Raw genomic sequence first — 17,866 nt, forward strand, 5'->3', positions numbered from 1 at the left:
CCGGGGAGGAATGAAAAGAGATGAAGCTTGCATCGCTCACGCATGGCCGCGACGGCCGTCTCGTCGTCGTCTCGAACGACCTGACGCGCGCCACTGATGCCTTCCCGGTGGTGGCGACGTTACAGGGCGCGCTGGACGACTGGGCGCGCTGCGCGCCGCGCCTTTCCGACCTCGCCGAGGGACTGGAGCATGGCTCGGTGCCGTCCTTCCGCTTCCACGAGCACGATTGCGCCTCGCCGCTGCCGCGCGCCTATCAATGGGTCGATGGCTCGGCCTATGTGAACCATGTCGAGCTCGTCCGGAAGGCGCGGGGGGCCGAGATGCCCGCGAGCTTCTGGACCGATCCGCTGATGTATCAGGGCGGCTCCGATTCGTTCCTCGGCCCGCGCCAGCCGATTCGGATCGCCAGCGAGGATTACGGCATCGACCTCGAGGCCGAGATCGCGGTCATCACCGGCGACGTGCCGATGGGCGTGAGCCCCGAGGAGGCGCGTGGACTGATCCGCCTCGTCATGCTCGTCAACGATGTCAGCCTGCGCAACCTGATCCCGGCCGAACTCGCGAAGGGTTTTGGGTTCCTGCAGTCCAAGCCATCCTCGGCCTGCTCGCCCGTCGCGGTGACACCGGAGGAACTCGGTTCCGCCTGGAAGGACGGAAAGCTCCATCTGCCATTGCTCGCCCAGATCAACGGCAAGCCCTTCGGCAAGCCGCAGGCCGGTATCGACATGACCTTCGATTTCGGCGTGCTGATCGCCCATGCCGCCAAGACCCGCCCGCTGGTCGCCGGCAGCGTCGTCGGTTCCGGCACGGTCTCCAACCGCGACGCCGATGGCGGGCCGGGCCGGCCAATCGCCGAGGGCGGGCTGGGCTATGCCTGCATCGCCGAGCAGCGCATGGTCGAGACCATCCGCGAGGGTGCGGCCAGGACGCCCTTCCTGCGCTTCGGCGACAGCGTCCGGATCGAGATGAAGAACGCTTCCGGCCATTCGATCTTCGGCGCCATCGAGCAGGAGATTATGCCCTATGTGCGCTGAGGCGGCTCCGTCATTTCAAGAGCGCGCATGACGACCAGCTCCGGAACCGCTTTGTCATCCCGGGCTTGTCCCGGGACCGATCGGAGGGAGACGGAGCCTTATGATGGATCCCGGATCAGCGCCGCTTCGCGGCTTGTCCGGGATGACGAGGTCATTTCGAACGAGCGCAACGCGCACCAGAAAAAGTCTGAAAGGTCCTGACGATGTCCTCCCCCGCTTTCGCCTCCACCGCCGATCTCGGCGAGAAGACCGTCTCCTTCGACGAGATCGGCAAGGGGGTCTACGCCTATACAGCCGAGGGCGACCCCAATAGCGGCATCGTCGTCGGCGACGACAGCGTGCTCGTCTTCGACGCGCAGGCGACGCCGGCCATGGCCGAGCGCGTCATCGCGAAAGTGCGCGAGGTCACCGACAAGCCGGTCAGCCATGTCGTGCTCTCGCATTACCACGCGGTCCGCGTGCTCGGCGCGCCGGCTTATGGCGCCCGCGAGATCGTCTGCTCGGATGCGGCGCGAGCGATGATCGTCGAGCGCGGCGAGGAGGACAAGGCGAGCGAGATCGGCCGCTTCCCGCGGCTCTTCCAGGGCGCCGACTCGATCCGCCCTGGCCTGACCTGGCCGACCACGACCTTCTCGCACAACGCCTCGATCTGGCTGGGCTCGCGCGAGGTCCGCCTGATGAAGCTCGGGCGTGGCCATACCGCCGGCGACATCGTCGCCTGGATGCCGGACACCAATGTGATCTTCGCCGGCGACCTCGTCGAATACGGCGCGACGCCCTATTGCGGCGATGCGCATTTCACCGACTGGCCGGCGACGCTCGATGCGCTGGCGAGCTTCGCGCCGGCCGCCATGGTGCCGGGCCGCGGTGCCGCCCTGACCAACCGGGCGATGGTGGCGGACGGCATCAAGGGCACCCGCGCCTTCCTCTCCGATCTCTTCGAGGCGGTCAGGGACCATGTCGCGGCCGGCCGCTCGCTGCGCGAGACCTTCGAACGCGTGCACGAGGCCTTGAAGCCGGCCTATGGCGACTGGGTGATCTTCGAGCACTGCCTGCCCTTCAACGTCACCCGCGCCTATGACGAGGCCGGCGGCCTCGATCACCCGCGGATCTGGACCGACGAGCGCGACCGCCAGATGTGGCTGGATCTGCGGGGCTAGGGCGCGAGGGGCCGATGCAGCCCTTCCGCCAATTTGCCTATCGCCGCAGTCCTGACCAGGACGCGGCCATGCCGGTGAAGCGCCCGGTGGTCGTGGTGGGGGCGGGCCCGGTCGGGCTGACCCTGGCGCTCGACCTCGCGCGCCGCGCCGTGCCGGTCGTACTGATCGATGATGCCGACCGGATCGGCGAGGGTTCGCGCGCGATCTGCTTCGCCAAGCGCACGCTCGAGATCTTCGACAGGCTCGGCCTCGCGCAGGCGATGGTCGAGAAGGGCGTCACCTGGCAGAAGGGCATGGTCTTCCGTGGCGAGGCCGGGCTCTACGAGTTCGATCTCCTGCCCGAGGGCGGCCACAAGCAGCCTGCCTTCATCAACCTCCAGCAGTTCCATGTTGAAGCGGCGCTGGTCGACGCCGTGCTCGCCGAGCCTTTGGTCGATCTGCGTTGGAGCAACCGGCTGATCGGGCTCGCCAACCGCGAGGGTGGTGTCGCGCTCGGCATCGCGACGCCTGAGGGCGAGTACACGCTTCACGCCGACTGGCTGATCGCCTGTGACGGCGCCCGCTCGCCGAGCCGCGACATGCTCGGCCTGGAGTTTCGTGGCGAGGCCTTCGAGGACCGCTTCCTGATCGCCGATGTGACGATGCAGGCGCCGTTCCCGACCGAGCGCTGGTTCTGGTTCGATCCGCCTTTCCATTCCGGCCAGTCGGCCTTGCTGCACAAGCAGCCGGACGATGTCTGGCGCATCGACCTGCAGCTCAGCCCCGATGCCGATCCCGAGCATGAGAAGCGCCCGGAGATCGTACGCCCCCGGATCGAGCGCATGCTCGGCCATGCCGAATTCGCCTTGGAATGGGTCTCGGTCTATCGCTTCCAGTGCCGCAGGCTCGATAAGTTCCTGCACGGGCGCGTGATCTTCGCCGGAGACGCCGCTCATCAGGTCTCGCCTTTCGGTGCGCGCGGCGCCAATTCCGGCATCCAGGACGCCGACAATCTCGGCTGGAAGCTGGCGCTCGTCCTGCAGGGCAGGAGCCCGGTTTCGCTGCTCGAAAGCTATGACGGCGAGCGAGGCGCGGCCGCCGACGAGAACATCCTGAACTCGACGCGCGCGACCGATTTCATCGCGCCGCGCTCGCCCGGCGAGCGTCTGCTGCGCGCTGCCGCCCTGTCGCTGGCGCCGCTCGCTTCCTTCGCCCAGCGTTTCGTCAATTCCGGCCGGCTCTCCTTGCCGAGTGCCTATGCGGATTCGCCGCTCTCGACGCCGGATTCCGATTGGGAGGGAGGCCTGCCGCCGGGAGCCCCGTTCCTCGATGCGCCGCTGTCCGGTTGGGCAGGGGGCGCTGCCTGGCTGAGCGAGGCGCTGCGGTCGGGCAGGCCCGTGATCATTGGCGAGGGGGCCTCGCGCCTTGCCTCGCCGGGAGTGGTAGCGGTCGAGCCGGCTGCGGATACGAGCGATATCCTCAGGCGGCGCTATGCGCTCGCACCCGGCGATGCCGTCGTTCTGCGGCCGGACGGTCATGTTGCGGCCCGGTTCCATGCCGCAAGCCCGGCCGAAATCGCCATCGCCATCGAAAGGCTGGAGGGTCGCGCTTCATGACCGAGCCCGTCGCTCTTGCGCGCGAAGCCCGCTTCGCCGATCCCGATGCCGCCTATCGCCTGCTGGCCGAGGCGCATCGCGATCTCGACGAACGGGAGAGCGCCGCGCTGAATGCGCGGCTGGTGCTGATCCTCGCCAACCAGCTCGGCGACCTCGCCCTGCTGCGCGAGGCCGTGGCGCTGGCACGGCAAGCACGATAACGTCGGCGCGGACCACGGATTCCGGAGCCGGCCGCCAGATGGACGATCTCGCGCCTTTCTACCCGACGCTGATCCCGCTCGCCTTCTTCTTCTGGGGGCCGGCGCTGGTGATGCTGCTGTTCTGGCTGGTCGGGCTCTGGGCCCGCAGGATCGGTGTCGCCCGCGCTTTGGAGAGCGACTGGGACGGCTTCAGCAAGGACGATGTCGAAAAGCTCTTCGCCGCCTATGGCGAGCGGCTCCGCGCCGCCTATCGTTACAAGCTTCTGCCGGCCGATGCGGCGGTCGCCCTGACCTATGCGATCGTCGGAGGCGTCCTCATCGCAGGCCTGTCGATGCGCGGCTATCCCTGGTGGGTGGCGGCTCTCTGTGGTGGTGGCTGGCTCTTCGGCGGGCTCTGCGACATTGCCGAGAACCTCGCCGTCGCCCGTCTGCTCGACCGCTATCCGAGGGTCGAGGAGGGTACGGTCGCCTTCGCGAGCGGCTTCACGCGCATCAAGCTCGTGCTGTTCGCGCTCGGCGTGGTCGGAGCGATCGTCGCCGCCTATCTCGCCTTCAAGCCGCTGGCGGTCTGAAAGCCGCGCCTGCGCGAGCCTGCCTGGCACGTTGCACTGGCGCGAAACCCCGGGCCATCCCATATCCTGTCGGCCTTCGGGCGATGCAGAGTCGGGAGAATTGTGAATGCGGTTTCGTCGTCATGTCCTGTCCGTGCTGGCCGCGTTCGCCCTCGGAGGCGCCGCGCTTGCCCCGGCCCAGGCCCAGGAGGACCTGATTTTCCGCAAGTCGACGGTCTGGAAGATGATGACCCCGGACGACAAGCTGGCCGTCTACGGCGTCGACGATCCCGTGGTCGAGGGCGTCGCCTGCCACTACACCGTGCCCGAGAAGGGCGGTGTCTCCGGCATGTTCGGCGTCGCCGAGGAGGTCTCCGACGTTTCGCTCTCCTGCCGTCAGATCGGCCCGATCAAGTTCAAGGAAAAATTCTCGCAGGGCGATGTCGTCTTCCGAGAGCGCCGCTCGTTGATCTGGAAGAAGATGCAGATCGTGCGCGGCTGCGATGTCAAGCGCAACGTGCTGATCTATATGGTCTACACCGACAAGCTGATCGACGGCTCGCCGCAGAACTCGACTTCGAGCGTGCCGATCATGCCCTGGGGCGGCAATGGCGAGATCGCCAAATGCGCGGAATGGGTGCGCTGAGGCTGGTTTGGGCGCGGAGCGACTTTTAGCGCGGCGAGTATGTGCCGACATAGTTGCAGTTGGCGCCGTGGAAGAGCGAGCACTGGCCGCTTTCGGACACCTCGATGCCGCGGCCCTTGCGGCGGATCTCCAGCCGGCAGACCTCGCCATCCTCTTTCGCTTCGGCGACGAGCCGGTCGCCCTGAAGGCGGCCGCGTGCGGAGATCACGCCGACGCAGCGACTGCTTGATATCTCGGCATCGACCTTGAACAGGCCAGAGCCCGTTGAGCGGATCGTCATGCTGTTGGCCGGCGTACGGTAGCGGCCTTCGAAGGCCAGGGCGGGCAGGAGGCTCGCCAGGATGAAACCGGCGACGAGTCCCGGATGGGTCAGTGCTGAATGAGGCATGGCCGACGCTCCCTGCTACGGGCCGGGTCGATCCGCGGCCGCTCAGGTTAGCGCTTGCCTCGCTCTGGGGAAAACTCGCCCGGAGGGGTCAGTGCCCGCAGGTGATGACGAGCGGCCGCTCGGTCTCGCTTTGGGTCGAGGCCCTGACCGCACCGGTGAAATCCTCGGCCGAGGCGACGCCGTAGGCCTTGGCGATACGGTGGCCCTGCGCCTCGCACCAGGCATTGGCGACGATCTGGCCGCATTCGGCCTTGCTGGCGATGCAGTCGGCGACGCCATAGCCGTCGCTGGCGGGGATCAGATAGGTACGCTCGGGCTTGGGGGCGGCGACGGTGCCGGAGGTGGGAACCACGGCGAGCGAGAGCCCAGCTCCGATGATGCCGAACAAACCGACCAGAGCCACTGCGCGGCGCATGATATTTTCCCTGAGCTTCGACGAGCTCTGAACCTTCGACATCACAGCTTGGTTCCGAATGCTTAAAATACGGTGAAGTGCGGTCAGCTTTGTTGCAGTGCACAAGGGGAGGGCGCTTGTGGCGGGATTGCGGCAGCCAGAGCCGGAATCGCTGGACAGGGGGCTGCGAGCGGCACTTCGGCGCAGGAGCGTTGCAGCGCTGCCACTTGACGTAAGCGCACGCCGCAGGCATTCACGAGCATGATGACGCGAGCCCTCGCCATTATCTGCATTATTTGCCGCTAGCTTTCGCTGGCCGGCTGCTCACGTCCTCGTCCCAACGAAAAGACAGACAGCGCCCCGGCCAGCGGCCTGGATACGCCTTCTTTGTCGCCTTTTCGTCAGGATACCGGATCGATGCAGCCCAATCTCAGGCTCTACAATACGCTGACGCGGACCAAGGAGGCTTTCGCCCCGGTCGATCCGGCAAATGTCCGCATGTATGTCTGCGGCCCGACGGTCTATGACTACGCCCATATCGGCAATGCCCGGCCGGTCATCGTCTTCGACGTGCTCTACCGGCTGCTGCGGCATCTCTATGGCGAAGCCCATGTGCGCTATGCCCGCAACCTCACCGACGTCGACGACAAGATCAATGCGCGCGCCGCGCGCGATTATCCCGACCTGCCGCTGAACCAGGCGATCGCCAAGGTCACTGAGACGACGACGGCGCAGTTCCACGCCGATGTCGATGCGCTCGGCAATCTGCGGCCCGACGACGAGCCGCGCGCCACCGGCCATATCGAGGAGATGAAGGCGATCATCGAGCGGCTGATCGCCCGCGGCGTCGCCTATGTCGCCGAGGAGCATGTGCTCTTCCACGTCCCGGCGGTCGCCGGGATGAAGCAGGCGCCGCGCTATGGCTCGCTCGCCCGCCGCTCGCTCGACGAGATGATCTCCGGCGCCCGCGTCGATGTCGCACCCTACAAGCGCGACCCGATGGACTTCGTGCTCTGGAAGCCGAGCCGCGAGGGCATCGATCCCGGCTGGCCGTCGCCGGCCGGCATCGCGACGCCGGGCCGTCCCGGCTGGCACATCGAATGCTCGGCCATGTCGATGAAAGCGCTGCTCGAGCCCTTCGGCGGCGGCCTTTCCTGCGACGATCCCGCGAAGAACGTCTTCGACATCCATGGCGGTGGCATCGACCTCGTCTTCCCGCATCACGAGAACGAGCTGGCGCAGTCCTGCTGCGCCTTCGGCGGGGAGGGCGGCGCGCCGCTGATGGCGAACTACTGGATGCACAACGGCTTCCTGCAGGTCGAAGGCGAGAAGATGTCGAAGTCGCTCGGCAACTTCGTCACGATCAACGAACTGCTCGCGACGGAGACGTTCGGCGGCCGCACATGGCCGGGCGAAGTGCTCAGGCTCGCCATGCTGCGCACCCACTACCGCCAGCCGATCGACTGGACGGTGAAGGCGCTGGAGGAAGCGGAGAGGACGCTGCTCGACTGGTCCGCGGCCGCTGGCGACAGCACGGCCGGGAAGGTCCCGGCTGCCGTGCTCGATGCCCTGTCGGACGATCTCAACACCTCGCAGGTGCTCGCCGAGCTGCACGCGCTGCGCAAAGCCGGTGACTTCGCCGGGCTGAAGGCGAGCCTCGATCTGCTCGGCATCGCGCTGCCGCAGGTTGCGACGACGCAGATCGATCCCGCCCTGCGCGCGAACGTTGAGGCCTTGATTGCTGCCCGCCTTGAGGCCCGGCGCGCTAAGAACTTCGCCGAATCCGACCGCATCCGCGACGAGCTTGCCGCCATGAGTATCGCGCTCAAGGACGGCAAGGACCCGGCGACCGGCGAACCCGTCACCACATGGGAGGTGAAGCGGTGAACCGCGACCGCACCTCCCGGATCGACGAAAACCAAGAAGGAAGAAGCGCATGAACCCGCCCCGTATTCGCCCCGCCGGCTCGCTCTCGATCGCGATGAAGCTCGTCATGCTCGCCATGGTGATGCCGAAGGTGCTGCGCTATCGCCTGAGAGCCCGGCGATGAGCGCCCGCGTCCATCTCTTCGATACGACGCTGCGCGACGGCGCGCAGACCACGGGCGTCGACTTCTCGCTCGACGACAAGCGTGCGGTCGCGGCGATGCTCGACAAGCTAGGCATCGACTATGTCGAGGGCGGCTATCCCGGCGCGAACCCGCTCGACACCGCCTTCTTCGAGCAGAAGCCGACGCGGCAGGCGAAGTTCGCCGCCTTCGGCATGACCAAGCGGGCAGGTCGCTCGGCCGCCAACGACCCCGGCATCGCCGCGCTGCTGGAGGCGAAGGCCGACGCCATCGTCTTCGTCGCCAAGAGCTGGGACTATCATGTCCATGTCGCGCTCGAGATCTCGCTGGAAGAGAACCTCGCGGGCATCGCCGAGAGCGTTGCGGCGGCGAAGGCGGCCGGGCGCGAGGTGATGCTCGATTGCGAGCACTTCTTCGACGGCTACAAGGCCAATCCGGACTATGCACTCGCCTGCGCCCGCACCGCCTACGAGGCCGGCGCCCGGTGGATCGTGCTCTGCGACACCAATGGCGGCACGCTGCCGGACGAGGTCGGCGCCATCGTCGCCGCGGTGGCGAAGGTCGTGCCGGGCGAGAACCTTGGCATCCACGCGCATGACGATTGCGGCTGCGCCGTCGCCAACTCGCTCGCGGCCGTCGAGGCCGGCGCCCGCCAGGTCCAGGGCACGCTGAACGGCCTCGGCGAGCGCTGCGGCAATGCCAATCTGGTGACCCTGATCGGCACGCTGAAGCTCAAGGACCGCTATCGCGAGCGCTTCTCCATCGGCGTCGCCGACGACCGGCTCGGCGAGCTCACCCATGTCTCGCGCGCGCTCGACGAGATGCTGAACCGCGCCCCGAACCGCCACGCCCCCTTCGTCGGCTCCTCGGCCTTCGCCACCAAGGCCGGCATCCATGCCTCGGCCGTGCTGAAGGACCCGCGCACCTATGAGCATGTCGCGCCTGAAGCGGTCGGCAACAGCCGCAAGGTGCTGGTCTCCAACCAGGGCGGCAAGTCCAACCTGCTGGCCGAGCTCGAGCGCGTCGGCGTCACGATCGCTCGCGACGACCCGCGTCTTTCGCGGGTGCTGGAGGAGCTGAAGGACAAGGAGGCGCAGGGCTATGCCTTCGAGGGCGCCGATGCCTCATTCTACCTGCTGGTGCGCCGCATCCTCGGCGAGGTTCCGGAATTCTTCGGGGTCGAGCGCTTCGCCGTGAATGTCGAGCGCCGGCACAACGCGCTTGGCGAGCTCGTCACCTTCTCGGAGGCGATCGTCAAGGTGAAGGTCGGCGAGGAAGTGCTGATCTCGGCGGCGGAGGGCGATTCCGGACCGGTCAATGCGCTCGATATCGCCTTGCGGAAGGATCTCGGCCGCTACCAGTCGCTGATCGAGGGCTTGCGCCTCGTCGACTACAAGGTCCGCATCTTCCAGGGTGGCACCGATGCTGTGACGCGCGTGCTGATCGAATCGGCGGATGAGAAAGGCGAGCGCTGGACCACGGTCGGCGTCAGCGCCAACATCATCGACGCCTCGTTCCAGGCGCTGACCGACTCGATCGTCTACAAGCTGATGCGCGAGGGCGCGACGGCCTAGATCGCCGTGCGTCCGTTCGGGCGCGATCACGGTGATCTATTTCATTGTTGTCGCATCCGATTTCTCCGAAACGTGGATTCCACCTTTCGGTCCGATGCTACAGATGCCGGGCGAGGAAATCGCCGCTGCCTGGATCGCCGCAGCGCGGCGGTTCAGGCGGCGCGTTCGGCGATGGCGGTCCCGGCCGCCCAGCCGGACGACCAGGCCCATTGGAAATTGTAGCCGCCGAGCCAGCCGGTGACGTCGACCACTTCGCCGATGAAGTAGAGCCCATCGACCGCCTTGGCCTCCATCGTCCGCGAGTTGAGCCCGGCGGTGTCGACGCCGCCGAGCGTCACCTCCGCGGTCCGGTAGCCTTCCGATCCGATCGGCATCACCTCCCAGCCCTGGATGGTCGAGGCGACCGCCGCGAGCTTCTTGTCGCTCGCATCGCCGATCGGCCCGGCCCAGCCATGGTTCTCCGCGAGATAGGAGGCGAGGCGCTTCGGCAGGATCTCGCCGAGCGCATTGGCGATGCTCCTGCGGCCGTTTTCCTGTCTGGAGGCGCGCAGCATGGCGAAGACGTCCTGTGTCGGCAGGAAGGCGATACTGATCGGCTGCTTTTCGCGCCAGTAGGAGGAGATCTGCAGGATGGCGGGGCCGGACAGGCCGCGATGGGTGAACAGAAGCGCCTCGTTGAACGCGGTCTTGCCGCAGGAGACCCGCGCCTCGGCGGCGAGGCCGGCAAGCTCGCGGAAGCCGGCGAGAACCTCTTCGCCGAAGGTCAGCGGCACCAGTGCCGGGCGCGTCTCCGTCAGCGCCAGGCCGAACTGGCCGGCGATCTGGTAGCCGAGACCGGATGCGCCCATTTTCGGGATGGATTTTCCGCCGGACGCCACGACGAAATGCCGGCAGCGGATCGCCGCGGCGCCATCGCCGCCGAGCCTGAGCGCAAAGCCGTCAGTGCTGCGCTCCAGGCTTTCCAGCGTCGTTCCGAGGCGCAGTTCGCAGCCGGCGCGCGCCATCTCGCCGGTCAGCATCGCGATGATGTCCTTGGCGGAATGGTCGCAGAAGAGCTGCCCGAGCGTCTTCTCGTGATAGGCGATGCCGTGCTTCTCGACGAGCCCGACGAAATCATGCTGCGTGTAACGGCTCAGCGCAGATTTTGCGAAATGCGGATTGCCCGACAGGAAGTTCCGCGCGCTCGTCCCGATATTGGTGAAATTGCAGCGGCCGCCGCCGGAAATGCGGATCTTCTCGCCTGGGGCCTTGGCATGATCGAGGATCAGGACTCGTCCGCCGCGCGCCGCGGCGTGGATCGCGCACATCATGCCGGCCGCACCTGCGCCCAGGATGACAGTGTCGAAACGCTCTGTCGTCATCGCGTATTGCTGGCCCCGGAAACCGCCCTGACGGCCATCCTGCCGCGCCCGGCCCCGGGGTAGATGATCCGCTCTCGTCCTTCAACCGGGGAAGCTGTTCGCGAAACCTCGCACCGGCAGCCACCGCAGCATGCCTCGGGGAGGCGTCGCGAGCCGGCCGCGGCAAGCCCGGGCCGTCGGCGATGATCTCGGCCCGCTGGTCAATCCGTCAGGCGCAGCGATCTTTCTTTGCAGAGATCGACGCCGTCATTGTCGCTCTCGACATCGTCGCTGAACTTGCCGAGCAGGTAATAGCTGCAGCCCGAGGGCTTGTTGAGCTTCAGCGAGACGCTCTTGCCGGGCGCGAGCGGCTTGGTGAGCTTGGCCACGAGCCGGGCCTGCTCGCCCGTCGTCGTGATCTCCAGCGAATCGAGCGGAACGCTGCGGGCGTTCGTGATCTTGATCTGCGCCGGCGGGCGGGCTGATTGCGCGAGCGCGGGCAGGGTGGGCAGAAGTGCAAGCACGCCGGCGACAGGCAGGATTTGGCGCAGGTTCAAGACATGGCGAAGGTTCATGGGCGTTCGTCCTCGATCTCAGCCTTGGCAGGCCTGGCAATCTGGCATTGCCCTTGCGACGAGAACAAGGCCCCATCGGCGCCAGAACAAGGCATCGCCTGTGGCCGGGGGCGGCCGAGGTGAGAGGGATAGCGGGATGGCATGGCGATGAGTGAGATTGCGCGCATCGCGGCTTTGATCGCCGGACGGGCGGAGGGGAGCGGTCGCATCCTGGTTGCGCTGGCCGGCCCGCCCGCTGCCGGCAAGTCGGAAATTGCCGGCAGGCTCGCGCAGTTGCTGCCGGAGACGGCCGTCGTGCCGATGGACGGCTTCCATTTCGACAATGCCGTCCTCGCCGAACTCGGATTGGCGCAACGCAAGGGCGCCCCGGAGACCTTCGATTATGAGGGGCTCGAAACTTGTCTGCGGCGGCTTCGGTCGGGCGAGGCGACTGTCGCGGTGCCGCTCTTCGACCGAGCGCTCGAACTCGCCCGCGCCGGGGCGGCGCTGGTCCCCGCCCGGACCCGCATCGTCCTGGTGGAGGGCAATTACCTTCTGCTGGACCGTGCGCCCTGGAATCGCTTGGCACTGCTCTTCGACCTGACGATCTTCCTCGCAGTGCCGCTCGAAGAGCTGGAGCGCAGGCTGCTCGCGCGCTGGGCGGGGCATGGCCGGGCGCCGGAGGCGGCTCGGGCCTGGGTGGAAGAGAACGACTTGCCGAATGCGCGGCTGGTGCAGGATGCGAGCCGCCCGGCCGACATCGTCTGGGCCAATACCGGGCCGCTGGCCTGAGCGCCGCGCGCTGTCGGCCGGCGGCCATGCTCCGCAGGCCCCTGCAATCGCGAGAAAACTAGCCTATATCGGCGCTTCAATTTGGAAGAATGACAATGTCTCCGCCTGCCGCGCCGCCACCGGCGAACTTTGCACGTTCGGCCGTACTCCAGCCGGGCTCCGGTTTCCTTGCGACCTTCGGAGCGCTCTGGCCCTATCTCTGGCCGCCCGATCGGGCCGATCTGCGCCGGCGCGTTGTTCTCGCCTTCGCGCTGCTGGTCGTCGGCCGCCTCGTGCTGATGGGCGTGCCCTTCACCTTCAAATGGGCGACGGACGCGCTCGCGGGGACGCCGACGACGCTCGAAGCCTGGCTGCCCTGGCTGGTCGGTGCGCCGCTGGCGCTGACGGTGATCTACGGGCTGGCAAGGGTCGGTGCGGCGGCCTTCGTGCAGTTGCGCGATGCGATCTTCGCGCCGGTCTTCATGCATGCGGTCAGGACGCTGGCGCTGCAGACCTTCGGCCATCTCCATCATCTCTCACTGCGCTTCCATCTCGAGCGCAAGACCGGCGGGCTCACCCGCGTGCTAGAGCGTGGCCGCAATGGCATCGAGGAGATGGTGCGCCTCGGCCTCAACCAGCTCGTGCCCGTGATCATCGAGGTCACGCTGATCATCGCCGTGCTGCTCTGGCTATTCGACTGGCGTTATGTCGTCGTGCTCGTCGCCATGGTCGTCGGCTACATGGCCTACACCATCAAGGCCACCGAATGGCGTATCGCCATCCGCGCCCAGATGAACGAATCCGACACCGACGCCAACGCCAAGGCGATCGACTCGCTGCTCAACTACGAGACGGTGAAGTATTTCGGCGCCGAGGCGCGCGAGACGGCGCGCTACGATGTCTCGATGGCGCGCTATGAGCGCAATTCGATCAAGGCCTATACCTCGCTCGCCTGGCTCAATTTCGGCCAGGCCGCGATCTTCGCGGCGGGCCTGACCGTCTCGATGGTGATGTGCGTGCGCGGCTTCCAGGCCGGGACCAACACGGTCGGCGATTTCGTGCTGATCAACGCCATGCTGATCCAGCTCTATATCCCGCTGAACTTCATGGGCACGGTCTATCGCGAGATCAAGCAGGCGACGCTCGATATCGGGCAGATGTTCGCCTTGATCGGTCGCGATCCGGAGATCCAGGACAAGCCGGGTGCGCCGCCGCTCGCCATTCGGGCCGGGACCGTCACCTTCGAGGACGTGCATTTCGCCTATGTGCCGGAGCGGCCGATCCTGCGCGGCGTCTCCTTCTCGGTCCCGGCCGGCCGCACCATCGCCATTGTCGGCCCGTCCGGCGCCGGCAAGTCGACGATCTCGCGGCTGCTCTTCCGCTTCTACGAGCCGCAGAAAGGCCGCATCCTGATTGACGGGCAGCCGATTGCCGACGTCCAGCAGGTCTCGTTGCGGGCGGCGATCGGCATGGTCCCGCAGGACACCGTGCTGTTCAACGACACGATCGAGTACAATCTGCGTTATGGCCGGCCCGAGGCGACGCAAGCCGAGATCGAGGAGGCGGCCCGCCTCGCCCAGATCGACCGCTTCATCAGGACGCTGCCCGAGGGCTATGCCACCTCGGTCGGCGAGCGCGGCCTCAAGCTCTCCGGCGGCGAGAAGCAGCGCGTCGCCATCGCCCGCACCATCCTGAAGGGACCGCCGGTGCTGGTGCTCGACGAGGCGACCTCGGCGCTCGATTCCTTCACCGAGAAGGAGATCCAGGACGCGCTCGACCGGGTTAGCCAGGGCCGCACCACGCTGGTGATCGCGCATCGGCTCTCGACCGTGATCAATGCCGACGAGATCATCGTGCTCGACAAGGGGCAGATCGTCGAGCGCGGCCATCACCGCGAACTGCTCGCGGCCGATGGTGTCTACGCCGCGCTCTGGAACCGCCAGCGTCAGGTCGACGAGGCCAAGGCGACGCTGCAGCGCGCCACCGCCGAGGAGGGCGAGAGCGTCCGCGTCAGCCTGACGGACTGAAGCCTGCGCCGTCCCGGCCGGGCCGGGACGGCCTGCCGGCGTGCGGCCGGCTGCTCGAAATTGCGGCTTGGCACCTGCGAGGCGCGGGCGCAAACTGCCCTTGCGTAATGAGGGGGCCTGCAATGTTCGCGCTCGACCCGACGACGCTGGTCGGCTTCCACACCTGGCTCAGCCTGATCGCCATCGTCGCCGGCTTTCCGGCGGCGGCGGCATTGCTGAAAGGCCAGCTCAGCCGGTCCTGGAACGGGATCTTCCTGTGGATGGCGATCGCGACCAGCGCCACCGGCTTCCTGTTTCCGTTCAGCGGCGTCCTGCCCTCGCACATCGTCGGGGCGATTTCGCTGGCGCTGCTCGCAGCCGCCGCCATCGCGCTCTATGTCCGCGGCCTGGAAGGCGCCTGGAGGCGGACCTACGCCATCTCCGCCATGCTCTCCTTCTACCTGCTGATCTTCGTGCTGATCGCCCAGCTCTTCCTCAAAGTGCCGGCGTTGAACGCCATGGCGCCGACGCAGGCCGAGCCGCCCTTCGCCATCGTCCAGGGCATCGTACTGGCGCTCTTCCTTGCGCTGACCGTGCTCGCCGCAAGGCGTTTCCGCGATGACCGGCCGGCGGCCCGCGCGGTCTGAAATCCTGCGCTCGCGGCCGGGCGCTCGATCTAGAGGCTGTTGATCCGGTACTTCTCGACGACGCCGACGAGAGCCTCCTCGCCGCGAAGCCGCTGATTGTAATGGGCGTCTGTCGCGAACGCGTGCTCGGGGGCGAGAAGGGCCTCGATCAGCTTTGCATGATTGGCCGTCGATGCGGTGCGGTAGTCCGGTGTCTGCAGGCGCAGGGCGACGCGGTGGGCCCGCAGGACGAAGTCGCGCATCTGACAGCCGACTTCATACAGCTTGCGGTTTCCCGAAAGCCGCATCAGGGCGCGGTGGAATCGTTCGTCGGCTTCGCCCCAGGCGTCGACGTCGTCGGCCACGATCGCCGCCTCCATCCGCCGCGTCTCGTCGACCAGTTCGGCCAGGTCATCGCGAGACGGTCGCCGACGCGTCAGCAGGGCCACGGCCGCGACCTCCAGCCCGGAGATGACCTGATACATCTCACGCATGTCGCTGCTCGAGAGGGGGGCGACGCGGATGCCCTTGCCCTTGCCGATCTCGACGAAGCGCTCGGCCTGCAGGCGCAGCAGCGCCTCGCGCACGGGGGTCCGGGAAATGCCGAGGGTCTTGGCCGTGGCCGCCTCGTCGATCGTCTGGCCCGGCGGAATCTCGCCGCGCTGAATCAGATCCTTGATGGCGGCGTAAGCCGTGTCCGACGCGCGAGCCACCTCTCGTCCTCCGTACCAGCCGCTCGCCCTGTCGGCGAATCCCACCGCTGATCTGGTCTATCACGGAAGCCGGTCCATCCGACTGTGCCGAACCGGGGCGCCGAGGGGCGGTGTCCTGTCAGCAGGTCAGGATTGAATATTATCAGATATATTTGTTGATATTCATAAATGGCCTCGCTACGGTTCCGGCATCGGCAGCGGCGTCGATGTTTCGTCGTTGCTGCAAACGCCGGAGAGGGACGCGAATCCGATGCGCTACGAGATCGCTGTGGTCGATGGAGACGGGATCGGCGAGGAGGTCTGCCAATCGGCTCTCAGTGTCGTGAAGGCGACGCCGGGACTCTCGGGCGTCTTCGACTTCAGGAGCTATGTCGCCGGGGCCGAGGAATACCGCCGCTCAGGCAGCGCCTATCCCGAAGCGAGTTTCGAAGGCTGCCGCAAGGCGCACGCCATCCTGCACGGCGCTACCGGCATTCCGGGCGTCACCTATCCCGACGGCACGGAGACGGGCATCGAGTTCGGTCTGCAAACCAGGTTCAGGCTCGACCTCTACGCAAATGTCCGGCCTATCAAGCTTCGTGCGGGCGTGGATTCGCGTCTGCGTGATCGCAAGCCGGGCGATATCGACTACGTCATCGTGCGAGAGAACACCGAGGGCATGTATGCGGCCCGCGGCAGCGGCTCGATCCTGCGTGACGAGATCGCGGTCGACAATCTCGTCGTCACCCGCAAGGGCATCGAGCGCATTTCCCGCTTCGCATTCGAGCTTGCGCGCAAACGCAACGGCGCTCCCGGCGACGGCAAGCGGCGGGTCACCTTGTGCGACAAGGCGAATGTGCTGCGCAGCTATGCCTTCTTCCGAAAGGTCTTCAACGAGGTCGCCGAGCACTACCCCGATATCGAAACCGACTATGCCTATGCCGACGCGATGACCTGCCATCTCGTCGAGCGGCCGGAATTCTACGACGTCATCGTCACCGAGAACATGTTCGGTGACATCATTTCGGATCTTGCCGCAGTGACCGTCGGCAGCATGGGCATGTCGCCATCCTCCGAGCTCGGTGACCATAACGGCTTTTTCCAGGCCGCTCACGGCTCGGCTCCGACCATAGCGGGGCAGAACATCGCCAATCCCTATGGCACGATCCTTTCGGCCTCTTCGATGCTGGTTTGGCTCGGCGAGCGCCACGGCGATCCGCGTCTGATCAGGGGCGGGGCGGCGATCGAGCGGGCGGTCGATGCGGCCATGGCGAGCCCGGGCGGGCTGACGCGCGATCTTGGCGGTTCGGCGACGACCTCGGACGTCACGCGCCGCGTCATCGACAACCTCGCATCGCAAACGTCGGTCGCGGCCGAATAGCCCCGAGCAAGGCCAGTCGTCCGAGGGAGGAAATCATGCTTCGTCCTCTGCGGGAGCGGTTGCGAGACGAGGCGCCGCTGCTCGCCATCTTCTCGATCATGCGTAGCGTCGAGGCCGTCGAGATCATTGCGCTGGCAGGTTTCGATGCAGTGATCCTCGATATGGAGCACGGACCCTACGGAATCGACGAACTGGGCGGGCTGATCCTGGCGGCGCGCGCGAGGGGAATCTATCCGATCGTGCGCGTTGCGCGGAACGAGGCCTCGCTGATCGGAGCGGCGCTGGATGCCGGTGCGGCCGGCATCTTGGTCCCGCAGATCGGGACGGTCGCAGAAGCGCGGATGGCGGTTTCGGCCGCCCGCTTCGCCCCGGACGGTACGCGGGGCGCCAATTCCTGGGTGCGGGCCGCCGATTATGGCGGGGCGCCTGACTGGTTCGGCCGCGCCAATGCCGAGGCGGCGATCATCTTGATGATCGAGGGCAAGGCCGGGCTCGCCAATCTCGCCGAGATCATCGCAGTGCCGGGATTGGATGGTGTCTTTCTCGGCCCCGTCGACCTCTCGCACGCTCTCGGGGTCCCCGGTCAGATTGACCATCCGAGCGTGCTCGACCGGATGCGTGCGGTGATCGCTGAAGCACGGATGCGTGGTCTCTCGGCCGCCGTCTTTGCGCCGGCGATCGCGGGTGCCCGCGGCTGGTTGGCCGAGGGCGCGACGCTGGTCGCCGTCGGTGTGGAAACCGGCCACCTGCGCAGCGCGCTCCTCCAGGTCAACGCGGCTGTGCGCGCCCCGGCCTGAGCGCTGCGGCGGCGCCGCGACGACGCAGATATCGATGAACGAGCGACGGACACCGCTTCCGGCGAACGGTGAACCCTTGCCGCAAAGAC

At 66.9% G+C, this 17,866-nt stretch carries 18 protein-coding genes; 13 read left to right on the forward strand and 5 right to left on the reverse strand.

The features are described 5' to 3' along the window. The first annotated feature begins 20 nt into the window (after positions 1-20). The 6 genes from J0J10_RS25200 (at position 21) to J0J10_RS25225 (ending at position 5,186) form a co-directional block, all read left to right on the forward strand. Positions 21-1,034, forward strand: a complete 1,014-nt coding sequence (locus J0J10_RS25200) for a fumarylacetoacetate hydrolase family protein (protein WP_291636538.1) — start codon at positions 21-23, stop codon at positions 1,032-1,034. A gap of 203 nt (positions 1,035-1,237) precedes the next feature. Then, positions 1,238-2,194: an MBL fold metallo-hydrolase gene (locus J0J10_RS25205; RefSeq protein ID WP_291636540.1), complete on the forward strand. Its 957-nt coding sequence runs from the start codon at positions 1,238-1,240 to the stop codon at positions 2,192-2,194. A gap of 14 nt (positions 2,195-2,208) precedes the next feature. Beyond that, on the forward strand, positions 2,209-3,789 hold the full coding sequence (locus tag J0J10_RS25210) for an FAD-dependent oxidoreductase (RefSeq protein WP_291650158.1): 1,581 nt from the start codon (positions 2,209-2,211) through the stop codon (positions 3,787-3,789). Continuing rightward, entirely contained in the window at positions 3,786-3,989 is a 204-nt protein-coding gene (locus J0J10_RS25215; protein ID WP_291636544.1) for a DUF2783 domain-containing protein, read from the forward strand. Before J0J10_RS25210 ends, J0J10_RS25215 begins: the two co-directional genes overlap by 4 nt. A gap of 38 nt (positions 3,990-4,027) precedes the next feature. Then, positions 4,028-4,561, forward strand: coding sequence for a DUF885 domain-containing protein (locus J0J10_RS25220; RefSeq protein WP_291636546.1), 534 nt, complete (start codon positions 4,028-4,030; stop codon positions 4,559-4,561). Positions 4,562-4,667: 106 nt separating this feature from the next. Continuing rightward, positions 4,668-5,186: a CreA family protein gene (locus J0J10_RS25225; RefSeq protein WP_291636548.1), complete on the forward strand. Its 519-nt coding sequence runs from the start codon at positions 4,668-4,670 to the stop codon at positions 5,184-5,186. A gap of 25 nt (positions 5,187-5,211) precedes the next feature. On the opposite strand, the gene J0J10_RS25230 is transcribed toward J0J10_RS25225, so the two are convergent. After that, a complete protein-coding gene (locus tag J0J10_RS25230; protein WP_291636550.1) occupies positions 5,212-5,574 on the reverse strand; it encodes a hypothetical protein in 363 nt (120 codons plus the stop codon). Between the two features lie 88 nt (positions 5,575-5,662). Continuing rightward, complete coding sequence (locus J0J10_RS25235; RefSeq protein WP_291636552.1) at positions 5,663-5,989, reverse strand: hypothetical protein; 327 nt, start codon at positions 5,987-5,989, stop codon at positions 5,663-5,665. 396 nt (positions 5,990-6,385) lie between these two features. Here J0J10_RS25235 and cysS point away from each other — a divergent pair, with 396 nt between their 5' ends. After that, positions 6,386-7,855 (forward strand): cysteine--tRNA ligase, encoded by a 1,470-nt coding sequence (gene cysS, locus J0J10_RS25240; RefSeq protein WP_291650160.1) that lies wholly within the window; start codon positions 6,386-6,388, stop codon positions 7,853-7,855. 159 nt (positions 7,856-8,014) lie between these two features. Beyond that, positions 8,015-9,610 (forward strand): citramalate synthase, encoded by a 1,596-nt coding sequence (gene cimA, locus J0J10_RS25245; RefSeq protein WP_291650163.1) that lies wholly within the window; start codon positions 8,015-8,017, stop codon positions 9,608-9,610. Between the two features lie 152 nt (positions 9,611-9,762). Here the strand turns inward: cimA and J0J10_RS25250 are convergent, their stop codons facing one another. Both J0J10_RS25250 and J0J10_RS25255 read right to left on the reverse strand, forming a co-directional pair. Continuing rightward, positions 9,763-10,971: a BaiN/RdsA family NAD(P)/FAD-dependent oxidoreductase gene (locus J0J10_RS25250; protein WP_291650165.1), complete on the reverse strand. Its 1,209-nt coding sequence runs from the start codon at positions 10,969-10,971 to the stop codon at positions 9,763-9,765. Between the two features lie 200 nt (positions 10,972-11,171). Then, positions 11,172-11,525, reverse strand: a complete 354-nt coding sequence (locus J0J10_RS25255; RefSeq protein WP_291650167.1) for a hypothetical protein — start codon at positions 11,523-11,525, stop codon at positions 11,172-11,174. Positions 11,526-11,672: 147 nt separating this feature from the next. Between J0J10_RS25255 and J0J10_RS25260 the strand changes: the two genes are divergently transcribed. The 3 genes from J0J10_RS25260 to J0J10_RS25270 all read left to right on the forward strand — a co-directional run bounded on the left by J0J10_RS25260 (position 11,673) and on the right by J0J10_RS25270 (position 14,928). Continuing rightward, positions 11,673-12,296: a nucleoside triphosphate hydrolase gene (locus tag J0J10_RS25260; protein WP_291650169.1), complete on the forward strand. Its 624-nt coding sequence runs from the start codon at positions 11,673-11,675 to the stop codon at positions 12,294-12,296. A gap of 95 nt (positions 12,297-12,391) precedes the next feature. Continuing rightward, positions 12,392-14,302, forward strand: coding sequence for an ABCB family ABC transporter ATP-binding protein/permease (locus J0J10_RS25265; RefSeq protein ID WP_291650171.1), 1,911 nt, complete (start codon positions 12,392-12,394; stop codon positions 14,300-14,302). A 122-nt stretch (positions 14,303-14,424) separates the two neighbouring features. Next, positions 14,425-14,928, forward strand: coding sequence for a hypothetical protein (locus J0J10_RS25270; protein WP_291650173.1), 504 nt, complete (start codon positions 14,425-14,427; stop codon positions 14,926-14,928). A gap of 29 nt (positions 14,929-14,957) precedes the next feature. On the opposite strand, the gene J0J10_RS25275 is transcribed toward J0J10_RS25270, so the two are convergent. Beyond that, positions 14,958-15,620, reverse strand: a complete 663-nt coding sequence (locus J0J10_RS25275) for a GntR family transcriptional regulator (protein WP_291650174.1) — start codon at positions 15,618-15,620, stop codon at positions 14,958-14,960. 250 nt (positions 15,621-15,870) lie between these two features. Between J0J10_RS25275 and J0J10_RS25280 the strand changes: the two genes are divergently transcribed. Together J0J10_RS25280 and J0J10_RS25285 are read left to right on the forward strand one after the other, a co-directional pair. Beyond that, a complete protein-coding gene (locus J0J10_RS25280) occupies positions 15,871-16,980 on the forward strand; it encodes an isocitrate/isopropylmalate dehydrogenase family protein (protein ID WP_291650175.1) in 1,110 nt (369 codons plus the stop codon). 35 nt (positions 16,981-17,015) lie between these two features. Further along, the gene (locus J0J10_RS25285) at positions 17,016-17,777 is read left to right on the forward strand and encodes an HpcH/HpaI aldolase family protein (protein WP_291650178.1); all 762 of its coding nucleotides are present in this window, start codon (positions 17,016-17,018) and stop codon (positions 17,775-17,777) included. Positions 17,778-17,866: the final 89 nt, after the last annotated feature.

It is taken from the genome of Allobosea sp. (assembly GCF_017308075.1).
Classification (GTDB): domain Bacteria; phylum Pseudomonadota; class Alphaproteobacteria; order Rhizobiales; family Beijerinckiaceae; genus Allobosea.